Source organism: Streptomyces sp. TP-A0356, assembly GCF_001417775.1.
GTDB lineage: Bacteria > Actinomycetota > Actinomycetes > Streptomycetales > Streptomycetaceae > Streptomyces.
In genome coordinates, this window is sequence record NZ_BBZJ01000018.1 from 251,891 (window position 1) to 269,575 (window position 17,685).

Consider the following 17,685-nt stretch of genomic DNA (forward strand, 5'->3'; position numbering starts at 1 on the left):
ATCCTCCCCCATGCGGGGAGGGGGGTGGCAAGCCCCGGCGGATCGTGTCAGCCGACGGCTGACACGATCCGGTCACCCGGGTGGCCGGGCCCCCGGTCACCTGGGCGGCCGTGCTCCGAGTACCCGGGTCGGCGGGCTCCGACCACGGTCCGCGCGTACGCTCCCGCGGACCGGGCCCAGAAGGCCTCGGCCCCCTCCTCCGATGGCGGAGAAGGGGGGCCGTACGGCGGCTGTGGTGCCTGCCGTCTCCTAGAGCGTCTTGCCCGTCGCCGGGCCCACGAGGAGTCCGTCGCCGAACCTGTCCACCCGGACGGTGTCGCCGTCCTTGACCTCTCCGGCCAGGATCTCCCTGGCGAGGCGGTCACCGATGGCCGTCTGCACGAGGCGGCGCAGCGGGCGGGCGCCGTAGGCCGGGTCGTTGCCCTCGTCGGCGAGCCAGGCCAGGGCCTCAGGAGTGACCTCCAGCGCCAGGCGCCGTTCCGACAGACGCTTGGCCAGGCGGTCGATCTGGAGCTGGGCGATCCGGCTCAGCTCGTCCTTCGACAGCGCCGAGAAGACCACCAGGTCGTCGAGGCGGTTGAGGAACTCCGGCTTGAAGGAGGCGCGGACCACCTCCAGCACCTGCTCCTTCTTCTCCTGCTCGCTCGTCACCGGATCGACCAGGAACTGGCTGCCCAGGTTCGAGGTCAGCACGAGGATGGCGTTGCGGAAGTCGACCGTACGCCCCTGACCATCCGTCAGACGGCCGTCGTCCAGCACCTGCAGGAGGATGTCGAAGACCTCCGGGTGCGCCTTCTCCACCTCGTCCAGGAGCACCACGCTGTACGGGCGGCGGCGCACCGCCTCCGTCAGCTGGCCGCCCTCCTCGTAGCCCACGTAGCCGGGCGGGGCGCCGACCAGCCGGGCGACGCTGTGCTTCTCGCTGTACTCCGACATGTCGATGCGGACCATCGCCCGCTCGTCGTCGAAGAGGAAGTCGGCGAGCGCCTTGGCCAGTTCGGTCTTGCCGACGCCGGTGGGACCGAGGAAGAGGAACGAACCGGTCGGGCGGTCCGGGTCGGCGATACCGGCACGGCTGCGGCGTACGGCGTCCGAGACCGCGCGCACGGCCTCGGCCTGGCCGATCAGCCGCTTGCCGAGTTCGTCCTCCATGCGCAGCAGCTTCTGCGTCTCGCCCTCCAGGAGGCGTCCCGCGGGGATGCCTGTCCAGGAGGCCACGACGTCCGCGATGTCGTCCGGGCCGACCTCGTCCTTCACCATCGTGCCCTTGGCGGCCTCCTCCTCGGCCTCGGAGGCGGCCTCCAGCTCCTTCTCGACGCCCGGGATCTCGCCGTACAGCAGCTTGGACGCGGTGTCGAAGTCACCGTCGCGCTGGGCGCGCTCGGCCTGGCCGCGCAGTTCGTCGAGCTTCTCCTTCAGCTCACCGACGCGGTTGAGGGACTGCTTCTCCTTCTCCCAGCGGGCGGTCAGGCCGCGCAGCTCCTCCTCCTTGTCGGCGAGGTCGCGGCGCAGCTTCTCCAGGCGCTCCTTGGATGCCTGGTCGGTCTCCTTGCTGAGCGCCAGCTCCTCCATGCGCAGGCGGTCGACGGCGCGCTGCAGCTCGTCGATCTCCACCGGGGACGAGTCGATCTCCATGCGCAGCCGCGAGGCCGACTCGTCGACCAGGTCGATGGCCTTGTCGGGCAGGAAGCGGGAGGTGATGTACCGGTCGGAGAGGGTGGCCGCGGCGACCAGCGCGCTGTCCGCGATCTGCACCTTGTGGTGCGCCTCGTACCGGCCCTTGAGCCCGCGCAGGATCGCGATGGTGTCCTCGACGCTCGGCTCGGAGACCAGCACCTGCTGGAAGCGACGCTCCAGCGCCGGGTCCTTCTCGATCCGCTCGCGGTACTCGTCCAGGGTCGTGGCACCGACCATGCGCAGCTCGCCGCGGGCCAGCATCGGCTTCAGCATGTTGCCGGCGTCCATGGCGGAGTCGCCGCCGGCGCCGGCGCCCACGACGGTGTGCAGCTCGTCGATGAAGGTGATGATCTGGCCGTCGGAGTCCTTGATCTCCGCGAGGACGGTCTTCAGGCGCTCCTCGAACTCACCGCGGTACTTCGCGCCCGCGACCATGGCGCCCAGGTCCAGCGCGACCAGCCGCTTGTCCTTGAGGGACTCGGGCACGTCGCCCTTCACGATCCGCTGGGCCAGCCCCTCCACGACGGCGGTCTTGCCGACGCCGGGCTCACCGATGAGGACCGGGTTGTTCTTCGTACGGCGGGAGAGCACCTGCACGACGCGCCGGATCTCCTGGTCCCGGCCGATGACCGGGTCGAGCTTGCCGTCGCGCGCGGCGGCGGTGAAGTCGGTGCCGAACTTCTCCAGCGCCTTGTACTGGCCCTCCGGGTCCGGGGTGGTCACCCGGCGTCCTCCCCTGCTCCTCTGGAACGCCTCCAGGAGCTTCCTGGCGTCCGCTCCCTGCCCGGACAGTACGTCGCCGGCGGCGCCGCCCTTCGCGGCGATACCGATGAGCAGGTGCTCGGTGGAGAGGTAGTCGTCGCCCAGGTCCTTGGCACGCTTGGTCGCGTCGGCGATCACGGCGAGCATCTCACGGTTGGGCTGGGGCGGCGCGACGGTCGATCCGGTCACGCTGGGCAGACCGGCGAGCACGCGCTCGGTGCCGGACCGCACGGAGGCCTGGTCGGCGTCCACGGCGGCCAGCAGGTCGATGATGTTCTCGTTGTCCTGCCCCTCCAGCAGCGCGAGGAGCAGGTGGGCGGGGGTGAGGTCCGGGTGACCCTCCGACACGGCACGGTTACTGGCCGCGTTGATCGCGTCCCGGCTCCTGTTGGTCAGCTCGGCGTCCACGTTCGCCTTCTCCTCCTTGCGTCGGCCCACGCTCAGCTGTCGTCTTCCATGCTGACCTGAGCAACGTACACAAAGTTGAGTCTATTCCACTCAAGGCACTGGGCGGGAGTGGGGACGGACAAGTTCCCGGCCCGGAGCCGCGCATTCCATGGATCGTTCCGGGAGACGCGCTCCGGGATGCGTTTCGGGGATCCGTCCGCGGGTCCGCAGCGGAACCGTCACGGTTGGTGATGGAAATCGCTCCCGGGACGCCTGGACACGGCTGATTCCAGCCACTGTCACCTCCAGGTGATATTCGGAGGTTCTGGCACAAACTACAGCGGCGTCACCGTGTTCAGGTCACGGTGACGCCGCTGCGGGGGGAAGCACCTGAGCGATCTGTTACGACGGGGGAATCGCGTCAGGCACTGCGGGGGGTGGCTGAGACGGTCCTGGGGGCCGAAGGCTCCGGCTCCACCTGCCGGTGGTCTCGCTGGTCAAGATTCACGAAGATCATTCCATACCGAATGGCGCATCGCACAGGCTGCGGCGCCCCCCGAGGCCGTCGCAGACACCGGTACGCCCGCACGTCTCCGTCCTCGTCCCGCGTGACGACGACCGGCTCACCGAAGACGGTCACCATCAGCGAATCACCACTGTGCGGGATGGCGGTGATCAGGTCGATGAAGTGCCAGCCGGAACGATAGGCAGTGGCCATCTCGCGGCGGAAGGAGCGGTCGTCGGGTGGAGTGGTCACATCAGCTCCCCGAACCGTCCGCCGCGGCCACGGGTGCCGTGGACACGGCCACCGCCGGCCACCTGCTGTCCGCCCGATCGTCGCCCTTCGTACCGGAGAGGCCACTCAGCACCCCGAGGACCACAACGGCGGAGAAGGTGGCGACAAGTATCGATCGAAGCGCTCTCTTACCCATAGTCGGCTTCGTCCTCACTTGAAGGTGCCCTTCTTCCCCCGTCGGATACGACGATGGCTCATTCGGGCACGTCATGGCCACACAATCAGTGCATCATGTTCCTGCACGTTCAGGACCCTGGGGGGTGGAGATTTGACGACAAATCGGACCAAGGTGACACATCCCCATGCGGTGACCGAACTGTGTGAGGAAGGTGGCCGACTTTATGCCAATGCCCTGCGCGCGGGACGCATTGCCCGCGCGGACGTGGAGCCGGCGCCCTGCCTGATGGAATTCTCCCTGCTGCACCCGGATCCGGACGATCCGGACTGGCTGCGTCCCACCCCTCCGGCCGTCGCCCTGGCTCAGCGGCTCAACCCCATCGAGCGGGAGATAGCCGAGCACCGGCGGCGGTCGATCGAACTCTCCCATGCTTTCGAGCCGTTCATGACGCTCAGCGCCCAGACCACGGCGGCCACACACTCCATCTCCGTGCTGGAGGGCAGCGACCGCATCAACGCCGCACTGGACCTGGCCACGTCCCAGTGCCGGACCGAGATGCTCACGGTCCAGCCCACCAACCGCTTCTCCGAACGGACCTTCATACAGGGGCTGGAGCGCGACCGGCCGCTGATCGAACGTGGTGTGCGCATCCGGACCCTGTACCAGCACACCGCCCGCTACAACCCCGAGAAGCTGTCCTATGTCGAGCGGTTCGCCGACGGCAAGGTCGAATACCGGACCATCGACGAGTTGGTGGAGCGCCTCATCATCTGCGACGAGACCGTCGCCTTCATTCCCACCCGCGACGATCAGCAGGTCGCCCTGGAGCTCCGGCACCCGGGGCTGGTCCGCTACCTGATCAAGGTCTTCGAGTTCATGTGGAACCGCGCGGTTCCGCTCAGTGTGGGCGCTCCCTACGAAACCGCTCCGGACGGCCTCACGGACATCCAGCACTCGATCGCCAAACTCCTCGTGGAGGGCCACGTGGACGAGGCCATAGCCCGCCGCCTCGGCATGAACGTCCGCACCTGCCGGGCCCACATAGCGAAGCTGGCCAACGCCCTGGGCAGCGGCAGCCGCGCCCAGCTCGGCTATCTCATCGCGGAGTCGGGGATCCTGAAGCAGGAGTACTGAGCCGCCGGTCGGGCCCCGCACGGCCGCGCCGGCGCCGCGCCGGGGGGCCTGGCCCGCCGCGGTCACCCGGCCGCGGACGACTCCTGACCCGGCATGCCCGCCACGCCGACCACCTCGGCCCCGGCCGGACGCAGGGGACCGTCCAGCCCCGCCTGGGCGATGCGGACGCCCAACTGCGTGCGACTGGCCGCTCCCAGGGTCTCGGAGAGCCGGGCGATGTGCGCGCGGCAGGTACGGACGCTGATGCCCAGGCGCTCGGCGACCACCGCGTCCTGGTGCCCCTCCGCGAGCAGCGCCGCGATCGAGCGCTCCCGGTGCGTGATCCCGTCGATGCCCGTGTCCGGCAGCGGGGAGGTGAGCGGGATCGCGAGCCGCCACAGGCGCTCGAAGACCGTCACCAGATAGTCGATCACGGCCGGATGACGCAGTTCCAGGGCGATCGTGCGGTCCGTGTTCGCCGGGATGAAGGCGACCGTGCGGTCGAAGACGATCATGCGCTCGGGCACCTCGTCCAGGGTGCGCGCCTGGGCCGCGTCCCCCATCAGCTCCATGTAGTTGTGCAGGCCCTGGCCGTGCCGGGCGACATGCGTGTACAGGTCGCGCATGCGCACACCCCGGCGGCGCATCTCCAGCGCCCGGTGCAGGCCCTCGGAGAGTTCGTCCTCGCGGCGGATGCCCCCCGGCTGCACCGTCAGCACCTCGACCGTGCACTGCTCCGTGGCCTCGTCCATGGCGGCGCGGATCCGCGGCAGCCCGTCGAGGACGCGGATCGCCACGCCTTCCGCGGAGCCCTGCTCACGGCCGTCGAGCCCGGCGTACCACTCGACCGCGGCGACCGCCGTGCCGACCCGGGCCTGGCTCGCGCTGACCTCCTCGTGCATGCCGCGCAGCAGCCGGGTCATGACCTCCTGCGGGGAGGTCGGCACCAGCCAGTCCATGTCGTCGGGGTCGGGGTGCAGCAGCGCCAGCTCCAGCAGGCAGGGCACCGACGCGGCGTCGGCGCGGGGCACCCGGCCCCGGCGTACGGCCCGGGAGTACACGCGGTTGCCGGCCTCGCAGAGCCGGTCAGCGCCGTGCGGATGCGCGTCCGTCCCGTGCCCGGCCATCTTCCACTCCTGGCTCCGACTCCTGGCTCCGACCCCTGGCTACGACCCTGGCTCCGGCGTCCTGCGCGACGCGGCTCATCAGCGACGTCCCTCCCACGTGCCCGGGCGCTCGCACACGGTGCCGCGTCCGCACGCCTTCGCAGCGCAACTATGCGCGGACCCGCTCGCCTCCGCAACACGGCTCCGCCGCCCCAACGCCCGTGATCGCCCCGGAAGATCCCGGATCCTCCCCACCTCCGGAACTTCCGCTGCACGAAGCTGCCCGAGGCCACGCGCCCCCCGGCGCCGGGCGATCGTATGTGCTGCCGGAAATCACCGAGTGATCGGCGCGTCACATGACGCACTTACCGTCAGGCCATGGCGGACATGTTTGACGCACACGCGTTGGACGCATACGCGTTGCCTGACGCATGGGACCTCGTGCGACGCGGAGTCGCCCAGCGCGTACGGGCGTTGGAGGCCTGCCTCGCGGACGCGTACGGGCCCTGCCGCGCGGGCGGCCAGGGCATCGTCATCGGCCCCAGGGCCCGTCCCCGGTGCGACGGGGGTCGACACGAGTGCGGCGCAGGCGTGGGGAGGGCAGGGCGCCGGGGCCTGCCAGGACATCACCCACCGGCCGTGGGCGCGGGGACACGGGCCACCGCCGTTGCGTGCCCTGGGCGGGCGTCGCCGCCCGCCCAGGCGTCACCTCAGTCCGATCGCCGCGCAGTCCGCCTTGTACTTCGTGGTGCAGATGTCCTTGACGGTGTAGATGCCGTCCTGGATCACCGTGTCCTTGATGTTCTCCTTGGTGAGCGCGACCACCGGCACCAGCATCGACGGGATCTTCTTCTGCGTCGGGCTGTCGACCTTGTCGCGGGTCAGCGAGTCGAACTCGATCGAGCGGCCCTGGACCTTGGCCACCGCGATCTCGGCGGCGTTGCTCGCCTCCTCCGGGTACGACTTGTACACGCTCATGTACTGGTCGCCCGAGACGATCCGCTGCACCCCACCGAGCTCCGCGTCCTGCCCGGTCACCGGCGGGACCTTGCTGCTGCCCGCCTCCTTCAGCGCCTCGATGACGGCGCCGGCCATGGTGTCGTTGGCGGAGTAGACCGCGGCGATGTTGCTCAGTCCGACGGCCCGGATCGCCTCCTGCATGTTCGCCTTGGCGTTCTCCGGCTTCCAGTCCTTGGTGTCGTACGTCTTGACGATGTTGACCTTGCCCTGGAGCTCGGCGAGCGCGCCCGCCTTGAACTGCGCCGCGTTCGGGTCGGTGACCGAGCCGTTCATCATCACGATCTTGCCGGCCGAGGTCCTGGTGCCGAGCGCCTCAAGGAGGGCGCGGCCCTGCACCTGGCCGACCAGCTCGTTGTCGAAGGAGATGTAGGCGTCGATCGGGCCCTGGGCGAGCCGGTCGTAGGCGATGACCGGAATGCCCGCGTCCTTGGCCTTCTGGACGCCCGAGGCGATGGCCTTGCTGTCCACCGCGTCGACCAGCAGGACGTCCACCTTGTCGGCGATCATCTGGTCGAGCTGGTCGCTCTGCTTCGCCGGGTCCGCATCGGCGTTGGCGTAGACGACCTTGCCCTTGTTGTTGGTGAGGGAGGCGACCTGGCTCTTGATGATGGGGTAGTCGAACTTCTCGTAACGCGTGTTCGCCTTCTCCGGCAGAAGGAGGCCCACCGTGATGTCGTTGCCCTTCTTCGGAGACGCGGAGCTGCTGCTTCCGCCGACTCCGCTGATCACGCCGCACGCGGCGAGCGAGACGGCCGACGCGGAAGCGGCCAGGGCTATGGCGGTACGGCGCACCGCGATCCTACGGGTGGTACGAGCGTTCACATCAGGTGCCTTCCGGGCGGGGGAGCAGCATTGCGACCCAGTGGCTGAAAGCCAACGCGGCGTCGGTATGCAGCGTCAAGAAGTACGGGTTAACGAGATGGCAACAGCATCCTGTGGAAGTCAAGTGAAGACCAAGGGAGCGTCCTTCGCCGGTCGTTTCCAAACCTTCGCGCGATGAAGCTCTCGTCCCCCACCTGGGCGGATACCACGACCGACGGTTCGTCAACTCCCTTGCGTCACCTGCGTGTTCATCCGATCGCAGAGAGTGATCAAGATGGCGCCCGCGAGGGCCGCGGCAGTTGGGCATGCGGATGGTAAAGATCTGTACAACTCGCCCACGGGGCAGCAGGACGCGGACGGGTGACGTACCCGGACAGCGGAAGGGCCCTGAGGAAACCTCAGGGCCCTTCCGTGGCGTGGGTCAGTCCGTCTGCTGTGGTCGCTTCGGGCGCCACACCACCAGTGCGCTGGTCTGCTGGACCTCCTGGTACGGCACCAGATCGCGGCGGTAGGAGGCGTGGACCGCCGCCTCGCGCTGGCGCATCGCCGCCGCCGCGCCGTCCAGCGCGGCCTCCAGCTCCGCCACCCGGGACTGGAGCGCGACGACCTGGTTCTCCAGTTCGATGATGCGTTTGATGCCGGCCAGGTTGATGCCCTCGTCCTGCGACAACTGCTGCACCTGACGGAGCAGTTCGATGTCACGGGCCGAGTAGCGCCGGCCCCGGCCCGCGGTGCGGTCCGGGGACACGAGCCCCAGGCGGTCGTACTGGCGCAGCGTCTGCGGGTGCAGTCCGGAGAGCTGGGCAGCCACCGAGATGACGTAGACCGGGGTGTCCTCGGTCAGTTCGTACGGGTTGCGTCGACGGCCGTCCATCTCATCATGCTCCCTTCGCGGCCTGGAACAGCTCCCCCCGCGGGTCCTCGCCCGCGGTGGCCTCGCGATACGCCTCCAGCGCGTCACGAGCCTTCCCCGACAGGTCCTTGGGGACACTCACCTCGATGGTGACCAGCAGGTCGCCGCGGGTGCCGTCCTTGCGGACCGCGCCCTTGCCGCGGGCGCGCATCGTGCGCCCGTTGGGCGTGCCCGGGGGCAGCTTCAGCGTCACCGGAGTCCCCCCGAGGGTGGGCACCCGGATGTCGGCGCCGAGCGCCGCCTCCGCGAACGTCACGGGCACGGTCACCGTCAGGTTGTCGTCCCTGCGGCCGAAGACGGGGTGCTGGTCCACGTGGACCACGACGTACAGGTCACCGGCCGGGCCGCCCCGCTCGCCGGGTGCGCCCTTGCCGCGCAGCCGGATGCGCTGCCCGTCGGACACGCCCGCGGGGATGCGGACCTGCATCGTCCGGGACGACTTCGCCCGGCCGCTGCCCTTGCAGACCTCGCACGGGTTCTCCGCGATCAGACCGCGGCCCTTGCAGTCCGGGCAGGGGTCGGTCAGGGAGAAGCCACCGCCCGAGCCGCGCGCCACCTGGCCGGTGCCGACGCAGGTCGGGCACACACGCGGCGTGCCGTTCTTGTCGCCGGTGCCCGAGCAGGCCTTGCAGGGCGACTGCGAGGACATGCGCAGCGGTACGGTCGCGCCGTCCACCGCCTCCATGAAGCTGAGCGTGACCTCGGACTCGATGTCCTGGCCGCGCCGCGGCTGCGTACGCGTGCCCGCGCCGCCGCCGCCGCGGTTGAACAGGCCCCCGAAGACGTCACCGATACCGCCGCCGAAGCTCCCTCCGGCGCCGCCCTGGCCGCCGAAGAGGTCGCCCAGGTCGAAGTTGAACGAGCCGCCCGCTCCGGGGCCGGGACGGAAGCCGCCGTTGCCGAAGAGGGCGCGGGCCTCGTCGTACTCCTTGCGCTTCTTGGGGTCGCCGAGCACGTCGTTGGCCTCGGAGATCTCCTTGAAGCGCTCCTCCGCCCTGACGTTGCCCTTGTTGGCGTCCGGGTGGAACTCGCGGGCGAGCTTCCGGTAGGCCTTCTTGATCTCGGCCTCGGTGGCGTCCTTGGGGACGCCGAGGACCTTGTAGTAGTCCTTCTCGATGAAGTCCTTGGTGCTCATCCCCGACGTCCCTCCTTCCCTACGCCTTGTTGATGTACGTCAGCCCTCGTCCGGGCCACCGCTCTCCTTGTCGTCGCCCGCCTCGGTCGTCTCCTCGGCCTTGACCGTCTGCGCCCCCGGCTGCGGCTCGGCGACGGCCACCCGCGCGGGGCGGATGGTGCGTTCGCCGAAGCGATACCCGGGCTGCAGAATCGCCACGCACGTCGTCTCGGTGACGTCCGGCGCGTACGAGTGCATCAGGGCCTCGTGGATGGTCGGGTCGAAGGGCTCGCCCTCCTTGCCGAACTGCTGCAGACCCATCTTGGCCGCGACGGTCTCCAGCGACTCGGCGACGGACTTGAAGCCGCCGACGAGCTCGCCGTGCTCCCGCGCGCGGCCGATGTCGTCGAGCACGGGCAGGAGCTCGGTCAGGAGGTTCGCGATGGCGATCTCCTTGACCGTGATCCGGTCGCGCTCGACGCGACGGCGGTAGTTCTGGTACTCGGCCTGGAGGCGCTGGAGGTCCGCCGTGCGCTCTCCGAGCGCCGTGCGCACCTGGTCCAACTGGGCCACCAGACCAGCGGTCTTCGCGTCCCCCGCCGGGGCCGCCGCCTCCTCCGGAGAGGGGGAGGCGGCCTTCGGCTCGGCGTCATCAGGGGTGGCGCCGGAGGGGACGTCGGGCTTCTCCTCGAAGCCCGGGGTCTCCTCCGTCACGCGGCACCGTCCTTACGGTCCTCGTCGACGATCTCGGCGTCGACGACGTCGTCGTCGGCCTTCGCCCGGCCGGCACCGGCGTCACCGGCACCGCCCGCGGCCTGCGCGGCCTGGGCGTCGGCGTACATGGCCTGGCCGAGCTTCTGCGAGACGGCCGCGACCTTCTCCGTGGCGGTGCGGATCTCGGCCGTGTCCTCGCCCTTCAGCTTCTCCTTGAGCTCGGCCACCGCGGTCTCGACCTCGGTCTTGATCTCGGCCGGGACCTTGTCCTCGTTGTCCTTGAGGAACTTCTCGGTCTGGTAGACCAGCTGCTCGCCCTGGTTGCGGGTCTCGGCGGCCTCGCGGCGGCGGTGGTCCTCCTCCGCGTACTGCTCGGCCTCCTGGCGCATCCGGTCGACCTCGTCCTTCGGGAGCGAGGAGCCGCCGGTGACGGTCATCTTCTGCTCCTTGCCGGTGCCGAGGTCCTTCGCCGTGACATGCATGATGCCGTTGGCGTCGATGTCGAAGGACACCTCGATCTGCGGGACGCCACGGGGCGCCGGCGGCAGACCGGTCAGCTCGAACATGCCGAGCTTCTTGTTGTACGCCGCGATCTCACGCTCGCCCTGGTAGACCTGGATCTGCACCGACGGCTGGTTGTCCTCGGCCGTGGTGAAGATCTCCGAGCGCTTGGTCGGGATCGTGGTGTTGCGCTCGATGAGCTTGGTCATGATGCCGCCCTTGGTCTCGATGCCGAGGGACAGCGGGGTCACGTCGAGGAGCAGGACGTCCTTGACCTCACCCTTGAGGACACCGGCCTGGAGCGAGGCGCCGATGGCGACGACCTCGTCCGGGTTCACACCCTTGTTGGCCTCCTTGCCGCCGGTCAGCTCCTTGACGAGCTCGGCGACGGCGGGCATCCGGGTGGAGCCACCGACGAGGACGACGTGGTCGATCTCGCCGAGCTGGATGCCGGCGTCCTTGATGACGTTGTGGAACGGCGTCTTGCAGCGCTCCAGCAGGTCGGCCGTCAGCTGCTGGAACTGAGCGCGGGTGAGCTTCTCGTCCAGGTGCAGCGGGCCCTCGGCGGACGCGGTGATGTAGGGCAGGTTGATCGAGGTCTCGGTGGACGAGGACAGCTCGATCTTGGCCTTCTCCGCGGCCTCACGGAGGCGCTGGAGGGCCATCTTGTCCTTGGACAGGTCCACGCCGTGACCGGACTGGAACTGCTTGACCAGGAAGTCGACGATGCGCTGGTCCCAGTCGTCACCACCGAGGTGGTTGTCACCGTTGGTGGCCTTCACCTCGACGACGCCGTCGCCGATCTCCAGGAGGGACACGTCGAAGGTGCCGCCACCGAGGTCGAAGACGAGGATGGTCTGGTCGTCCTTGTCGAGGCCGTACGCGAGCGCGGCCGCGGTGGGCTCGTTGACGATGCGCAGGACGTTGAGGCCCGCGATCTCGCCGGCCTCCTTGGTGGCCTGACGCTCGGAGTCGTTGAAGTACGCCGGGACCGTGATGACCGCGTCGGTCACCTTCTCGCCCAGGTACGCCTCCGCGTCCCGCTTCAGCTTCTGCAGGATGAACGCGGAGATCTGCTGCGGGTTGAAGTCCTTGCCGTCGAGCGAGATCTTCCAGTCGGTGCCCATGTGACGCTTCACGGACCGGATGGTCCGATCGACGTTGGTGACCGCCTGGCGCTTGGCGACCTCACCGACCAGCACCTCGCCGTTCTTGGCGAAGGCGACGACGGACGGCGTGGTCCTGGCACCCTCGGCGTTGGTGATGACGGTGGGCTCGCCGCCCTCCAGAACGCTGACGACGGAGTTAGTCGTGCCCAGGTCGATGCCGACCGCACGTGCCATTTCGATTCCTCCAGCTGACTTGAGTGGAACAGGCTCAAGGATGCACGAGGGATCGGAACGAGTCAACAGACCTGAGTCAGGCGGACTCAACTTTTGTCCGACACTGAACTGCAAGCATGGGAACGCCGCAGGTCACGGCCGGGAAGGCCCCCGGATTCAGGCGCTGGGGGCGCTCGCGACGACCAGCAGCGGGGCGAGCCTGCGCACCGCTCCGTCGATCTCGCGAGCGCACCCGTACAGCACATGGTGGGGCCTTCCCCAGGGGTCCGCGATCTCGTCCTCGTCCGGCGGGACCGGGGTGACGGCACCCCGGCGGGCGGCCGCGGCCGCCACCACGGCGTCGAAACCGCCCACGGACCGGTAACCGCCCGCGGCGCCCGGCTCTTCCCCGGCCCTCACCCGGTCCCCCACCCCGTCGACTCCCCCGGAGGCGAGCCGCACGAACTCCTCCCCCGAGGCGAGCCGCACGAACTCCTTCAGTGTGAAACAGCGCCGCATCGCCGACGGCGCGAGCCGCACGGCGGCCTCCCGGTGCTCGCGGGCGAGCCCCAGGACCAGTGCCGCTCCCGCGACGAGCTGCGCGGTGAGCGGGCGGCCCGCGAAGCCGGAGCCGTCACCGCCCAGCTCCTCCAGCACCGCCCTGGTGGCGCTCTCCATGCCGGACCGGGGCCGTGCCTCGGTCCCGGCGCTCTCCGGCCGTACGGCCGAAGCTGCCGGAAGCCTGGCGGCCAGCAGCCGCTCGGCGAGCGCCGAGCGGTGCACATTGCCCGTGCAGACGAACAGGACCCGGGTCACTGCTCGCCCGCGGGCGTCACCGCGTGGGAGGCACCGTCCGTCCGGGATGCGGACGCACGGGGGGCGGGCAGGTCGCCGTACCGGCCGTAGGTGCCGTAGCGGTCGCCCTTGGGGACCGGGGCCATGTTGAAGACGGTGCCGAGGACCCGGACGCCCACGCGCTCCAGCGACTGCGCGGCGATGCGGACCTGGTCCCGGCTGGTCCGGCCGGCCCGGACGACGAGCAGCGCGCCCTGCGAGAGTGAGGCGAGTCCGACGGTGTCGGCGACCGGCAGCAGCGGCGCGGTGTCGACGATCACGACCTCGTACATGGCCGACAGCTCCCGCAGCACCTCCTCCATGCGCGCCGAGGCGAGCAGTTCCGTGGGGTTCGGCGGTACGGCGCCGCTGGCGAGCACCGAGAGGCGGCCGCCGGCCTGCTGCATCACGTCCTGGATGCGAGCCTGGCCGATGAGCACCGTGGTCAGACCGGCGTCCTGGACCATGCCGAAGGTCGAGGCCACGCAGGGACGGCGCAGGTCACCGTCCACCAGGCAGGTGGAGATGCCCGCCTCGGCGAGCGAAAGGGCCAGGTTCACCGCGGTGTTGGTCTTGCCCTCACCGGGCACCGAACTCGTCACCACGATGATCCGGGGGCGGTCGTCGACCTGCGAGAACTGCAGGTTGGTGCGCAGCTTGCGGAAGGCCTCGGCGCGCTTTGAGTGCCCGTCGGCGTTGACGAGCGGCTGCTTGGGGGCGCTCCTGTCGTACGGGATGGTGCCGAGGCCCGGCAGCGCGGTGAACTCGCCCAGCGCCTCGCTGGTCTTCAGCGTGGTGTCGAGATTCTCGCGCAGAGCGACCACTCCGGCGCCCAGCAGCAGACCGCCGAGCGCGCCCACGGACAGGTTCAGCAGCGGCCGGGGCGAGACCGGAGCGGCGGGCGCGACGGCCTCCTGGGTGACACCCAGGGAGACGGGCGAGGCAGCGCCCCGCGTGCGGCTCTTTTCGGAACGGTCCCCGCCGGACGCGTGCTTGGGCGCCTCCAGCCGCTCGACGACCGCGCTGAACCGCGTCGCCACGGCGTTGGCGATGCGCGCCGCCCGCTTGGGCACCGTGTCCTGGACGGTGATGTCGATGAGCACGGTGTTGATCGGGGCGACGGCGGTGATCCGGGAGGCCAGCTCCTCGGGAGTGGTGCGCAGCTTCAGCTCCTTCACCACGGGCGCCGTGACCTGACGGGTCGTCACAATTGCGGCGTACGACTGCACTCGTGCCTGCGAGAAGCTCTGACCCTGATTCAGCTGGGCGGAGTCCTCACCGGTGCGGGTGGCGACGAAGAGCTGGGTCCTGGCCTCGTAGACGGGCGTGCTCAGGCTCGTCGCGGCGAACGCCGCCCCGAGCGCGAGCACCAGACAGACCATGACGGTCGGCCAGCGTCTGGCAAGAGCCTTCAGGAATCCGTGGAGATCCAAACTGCACCCCTCATAGAACCGAGGGAACCACCCGAATTGAGATGTTCTGTTCCCTGTGCGCACAGCCGACCATAGGGACTCGCACGCCCGGAGCGGGGGAGGCACCCCAATGTCGGCCCGTCGAACGACCCTGGCGTCGCACATCGCCCGATGACTCCATCGGGGTGGCGGGTGTGGGCCATCGAGGAGCGCGCACTACCCCATCCGGTGACTTCTCGGCAGCGTCACGTTAGTCAAGGTCGGTATGTCCCATTTATTCGATGTATCTAGATCTTGATGACGGCCGACGCTCCAGCCGCCTGGCCGGGATTGAAGTCGAGGAGAGTGGAGAACATGACGACATCGACCAGATGGCGGGCCACGCTGGCATCGGCAGCATCGGCTGCCGTGCTCGTCGCGGCACCGCTGGTGGGAGCGCAGACCGCACATGCGCAGTACCCGCCGCCGCCCCCGACCCTGACACTCAACAGGACGTCGGTGCCCATCGGAGAGACGGTGAGCTTCGTCGGGACCGGGTTCGTCCGCCGACAGGCAGTGACCGCGCAGCTGCTGTCGGCCCCGATCGTCCTCGGCCGGTTCCACGCCGACGACAGCGGCACGGTGACGGGGACCGTCACCATCCCGCGCAGGGTGCGCGCCGGTTCGCACACCTTCAAGCTCACCGCGCAGCGCCCCCGGCGCAGCGTCTCCACCGGCATCCAGGTGCTGGCCGCGGTCGGTCAGCCGCCGCCCGGCGGGCCCGGCGACCCCAACGGGCCCGGCGACCACAACGGGCCCGGTGGAGACGACCGGCCCGGCGGTCCCGGCCGCCACAGCGGACACAACGGACACAGCGGACACAGCGGACCGGGGCGCTCCGAGCACCGTCCGGGCCTCGCGGCCACCGGCAGCGAGAAGGCCCTGGCAGTGGGCGGCACCGCGGCCGGACTGATCGCGGCGGGCGGTGGCACGATGCTGGCCGTGCGCCGTCGCCGCACTTCATGACGGAGCAGGACATCGCTACGGCGGTACCACGGCGTCCCGGCCCACGCCGGGGCGCCGTCCGCATGCACCGGCCCGGTCGCTCCCGCGAGGCGCGGCCGGGCCGCCGTCGCGCGCTCAGGTACGCCCTCCTGGCCGTAGTGGCGCTACCGGTGGCCGGCGCGGTCTGGATCGGGGTCACCGGGCTGTTCGCGCGCTGGGAGCTGCTCGCGGCCCAGCGGGACCTGAACGCGCTGCGGCAGTCGGTGACGCCCGCGTCGGGCTCCGGCTCGGCCCGGGAGCGGCAGCAGGTGGCGCGTTCCGCGGCCGTCCACGCCGCTCGGGCGCACCGCCTCACCACCGGCCCGGCCTGGTACTCCGCCTCCTCGCTGCCCTTCCTCGGCGGCCCGGTCGACACCCTGCGCGGCGCCGCGTACGCGGCCGACCGGCTCACCGGCGAGGTGCTGCTCCCGCTGGCGGGCGCGCTGCCGACGCCCACGCCGAACCGCCATGGCGGCGGGATGGCCCAGGCCCTGACGACGCTGCAGCAGCATGCGCCGGACCTCGTCCGGGCCGCCCGCGTCGTCTCCGAGGTACAGGCCGATGTGCACCGGCTGCCCCGGTCCACCTGGCTGTCGGCGGCCGACCGGGCCCGTGCCGACCTCGCACGGCAGCTGGACCGCCTCACCCCGGTGATGGCCGACGCCTCCCTTGCCGCCCGGGTCCTGCCGCCCATGCTCGGCACACAGGGGGACCGGCGTTACTTCCTCGCCTTCCAGAACATCGCAGAGGCACGCGGCACCGGCGGCGTTCCCGGAGCCTTCGCCGTGCTGCGCGCGAACCGGGGCCATCTGTCCTTCGAGCGGTTCGGCAACAACACCGAGATGGCCACGGCGAAGGCGGACGTCGACCTGGGAGAGGACTTCACGGCCCGCTACGAGGGCAGCGCCCCCACCCGCGTATGGGCCAACTCCAACATGAGCCCGCACTTCCCGTACGCGGCCCGCATCTGGGCCTCGTACTGGCGCGACCACACCGGCGAGGACGTGGACGGTGTGATCGCCCTCGACCCGGCGACGCTGGGCCGTCTGCTGCGGGTCACCGGCCCGGCCCGCATGGCCGACGGCACCGAACTGTCCGCGGACAACGTCGTGGACCTCACCGAACGGACCAGCTACGCGCGCTACGACGATGTCACCCGGCGCAAGGCGTACTTCGTCGACGCGGCCCGCGCCGCGGCCGGGCGGCTCATGGCGGCGATCGACGACACGCGCCTGCTGCCCGGCCTGCTCATGGCCGTGCACGACGCCCAGCGGGACGGGCGGCTGAAGGTGTGGAGCGCTCATACGGCGGAGCAACGGCTCCTTCAGACGCGCCCCTACTCGGGCACGCTTCCGGACGCCCCCGGCCCGTTCGCGGGTCTGGTGGTGAACAACGCGGCCGGCTCCAAACTGGACTACTACCTCGACCGGAGTCTCACCTGGGAAGCGGAGGGCTGCTCGGGCGGCGAACGCCTGGTCACCGTCACCGTGACGCTGACCAACCGGGCCCCCGCCTCCGGGCTGCCCGGTTACGTCACGCTGCGCGAGGACCGCCCGAACTACCGCACCCGGCCGGGTGACAACCGGCTCCTGGTGTCGTACTACGCCGGAGTCGGAGCCGGCCTCACCGGCGCCACCCTGGACGGCCGCCCGGCGCTGCTCGCGTCCGGCGTCGAACGGGGCCACTCGGTGTTCGCGCTCAACCTGGAGTTGCCGGCCGGCTCCAGCCGCACGCTGGTCCTGCACCTGAGGGAACCGCACGCGGACCGCGCCCCCACCCTTCTGCAGCAGTCCCTGGTGACCCCCCAGCGAACCACGGTGAAGCCGGGCGGTGCCTGCGGTGTCTGAGCGCGGCAGGAACAGGGCGCGTGCGGTCGCCTCCAGGCTCGGCGGGCGGCCCAGGAAGACCACCTCCGAGCGAACGGGCCCACCGGTACCCACGCACCCCGACCAGGCACGCCCGACGGCACCCACGCACCCCGACCAGGCACGCCCGACGGCACCCACGCACCCCGACCAGGCACGCCCGACGGCACCCACGCACCCCGACCA

The 17,685-nt window shown here is 70.4% G+C and carries 14 protein-coding genes; 3 read left to right on the forward strand and 11 right to left on the reverse strand.

Going from position 1 to position 17,685, the window contains the following annotated elements; genetic code table 11:
• Positions 1 to 249: 249 nt before the first annotated feature.
• Positions 250 to 2,847, reverse strand: coding sequence for an ATP-dependent chaperone ClpB (clpB, locus tag ASC56_RS16315; protein ID WP_055492258.1), 2,598 nt, complete (start codon positions 2,845 to 2,847; stop codon positions 250 to 252).
• 400 nt (positions 2,848 to 3,247) lie between these two features.
• The gene (locus ASC56_RS16320; protein WP_055492136.1) at positions 3,248 to 3,583 is read right to left on the reverse strand and encodes a hypothetical protein; all 336 of its coding nucleotides are present in this window, start codon (positions 3,581 to 3,583) and stop codon (positions 3,248 to 3,250) included.
• A gap of 307 nt (positions 3,584 to 3,890) precedes the next feature.
• Between ASC56_RS16320 and ASC56_RS16330 the strand changes: the two genes are divergently transcribed.
• A complete protein-coding gene (locus ASC56_RS16330) occupies positions 3,891 to 4,874 on the forward strand; it encodes a helix-turn-helix transcriptional regulator (RefSeq protein ID WP_079102532.1) in 984 nt (327 codons plus the stop codon).
• Positions 4,875 to 4,936: 62 nt separating this feature from the next.
• Here ASC56_RS16330 and ASC56_RS16335 read toward each other — a convergent pair whose 3' ends face one another.
• From ASC56_RS16335 to ASC56_RS16375, 9 genes are all read right to left on the reverse strand, one after another.
• Entirely contained in the window at positions 4,937 to 5,980 is a 1,044-nt protein-coding gene (locus tag ASC56_RS16335) for a LuxR C-terminal-related transcriptional regulator (protein ID WP_055492139.1), read from the reverse strand.
• A 684-nt stretch (positions 5,981 to 6,664) separates the two neighbouring features.
• Positions 6,665 to 7,801: a sugar ABC transporter substrate-binding protein gene (locus ASC56_RS16340; RefSeq protein WP_055492140.1), complete on the reverse strand. Its 1,137-nt coding sequence runs from the start codon at positions 7,799 to 7,801 to the stop codon at positions 6,665 to 6,667.
• 421 nt (positions 7,802 to 8,222) lie between these two features.
• Complete coding sequence (locus ASC56_RS16345) at positions 8,223 to 8,675, reverse strand: heat shock protein transcriptional repressor HspR (protein ID WP_055492141.1); 453 nt, start codon at positions 8,673 to 8,675, stop codon at positions 8,223 to 8,225.
• A 4-nt stretch (positions 8,676 to 8,679) separates the two neighbouring features.
• Complete coding sequence (gene dnaJ / locus ASC56_RS16350) at positions 8,680 to 9,849, reverse strand: molecular chaperone DnaJ (protein WP_055492142.1); 1,170 nt, start codon at positions 9,847 to 9,849, stop codon at positions 8,680 to 8,682.
• A gap of 39 nt (positions 9,850 to 9,888) precedes the next feature.
• Positions 9,889 to 10,542, reverse strand: coding sequence for a nucleotide exchange factor GrpE (grpE, locus tag ASC56_RS16355; RefSeq protein ID WP_055492143.1), 654 nt, complete (start codon positions 10,540 to 10,542; stop codon positions 9,889 to 9,891).
• Entirely contained in the window at positions 10,539 to 12,386 is a 1,848-nt protein-coding gene (dnaK, locus tag ASC56_RS16360; RefSeq protein ID WP_055492144.1) for a molecular chaperone DnaK, read from the reverse strand. Before dnaK ends, grpE begins: the two co-directional genes overlap by 4 nt.
• A gap of 156 nt (positions 12,387 to 12,542) precedes the next feature.
• Positions 12,543 to 13,181 carry a hypothetical protein gene (locus tag ASC56_RS39725; RefSeq protein WP_055492145.1) on the reverse strand — a complete coding sequence of 213 codons (639 nt, stop codon included), beginning with the start codon at positions 13,179 to 13,181 and terminating at the stop codon, positions 12,543 to 12,545.
• The gene (locus ASC56_RS16370; protein ID WP_159039661.1) at positions 13,178 to 14,632 is read right to left on the reverse strand and encodes a polysaccharide biosynthesis tyrosine autokinase; all 1,455 of its coding nucleotides are present in this window, start codon (positions 14,630 to 14,632) and stop codon (positions 13,178 to 13,180) included. Before ASC56_RS16370 ends, ASC56_RS39725 begins: the two co-directional genes overlap by 4 nt.
• Before the next feature lie 266 nt (positions 14,633 to 14,898).
• Positions 14,899 to 15,117 carry a hypothetical protein gene (locus ASC56_RS16375; RefSeq protein ID WP_055492147.1) on the reverse strand — a complete coding sequence of 73 codons (219 nt, stop codon included), beginning with the start codon at positions 15,115 to 15,117 and terminating at the stop codon, positions 14,899 to 14,901.
• Between the two features lie 10 nt (positions 15,118 to 15,127).
• Between ASC56_RS16375 and ASC56_RS16380 the strand changes: the two genes are divergently transcribed.
• Positions 15,128 to 15,616, forward strand: a complete 489-nt coding sequence (locus tag ASC56_RS16380; RefSeq protein ID WP_159039662.1) for a hypothetical protein — start codon at positions 15,128 to 15,130, stop codon at positions 15,614 to 15,616.
• A 62-nt stretch (positions 15,617 to 15,678) separates the two neighbouring features.
• Positions 15,679 to 17,481, forward strand: a complete 1,803-nt coding sequence (locus tag ASC56_RS16385; RefSeq protein ID WP_055492259.1) for a DUF4012 domain-containing protein — start codon at positions 15,679 to 15,681, stop codon at positions 17,479 to 17,481.
• Positions 17,482 to 17,685 lie beyond the last annotated feature (204 nt).

Coding starts and splice junctions, on each gene's coding strand:
- ASC56_RS16335 (WP_055492139.1), bottom strand. CDS start 5,980: ATGGCCGGGCACGGGACGGACGCGCATCCGCACGGCGCTGACCGGCTC.
- ASC56_RS16345 (WP_055492141.1), bottom strand. CDS start 8,675: ATGGACGGCCGTCGACGCAACCCGTACGAACTGACCGAGGACACCCCG.
- dnaJ (WP_055492142.1), bottom strand. CDS start 9,849: ATGAGCACCAAGGACTTCATCGAGAAGGACTACTACAAGGTCCTCGGC.
- dnaK (WP_055492144.1), bottom strand. CDS start 12,386: ATGGCACGTGCGGTCGGCATCGACCTGGGCACGACTAACTCCGTCGTC.
- ASC56_RS16375 (WP_055492147.1), bottom strand. CDS start 15,117: ATGGGCACCGACGTCCTGTTGAGTGTCAGGGTCGGGGGCGGCGGCGGG.
- ASC56_RS16385 (WP_055492259.1), top strand. CDS start 15,679: ATGCACCGGCCCGGTCGCTCCCGCGAGGCGCGGCCGGGCCGCCGTCGC.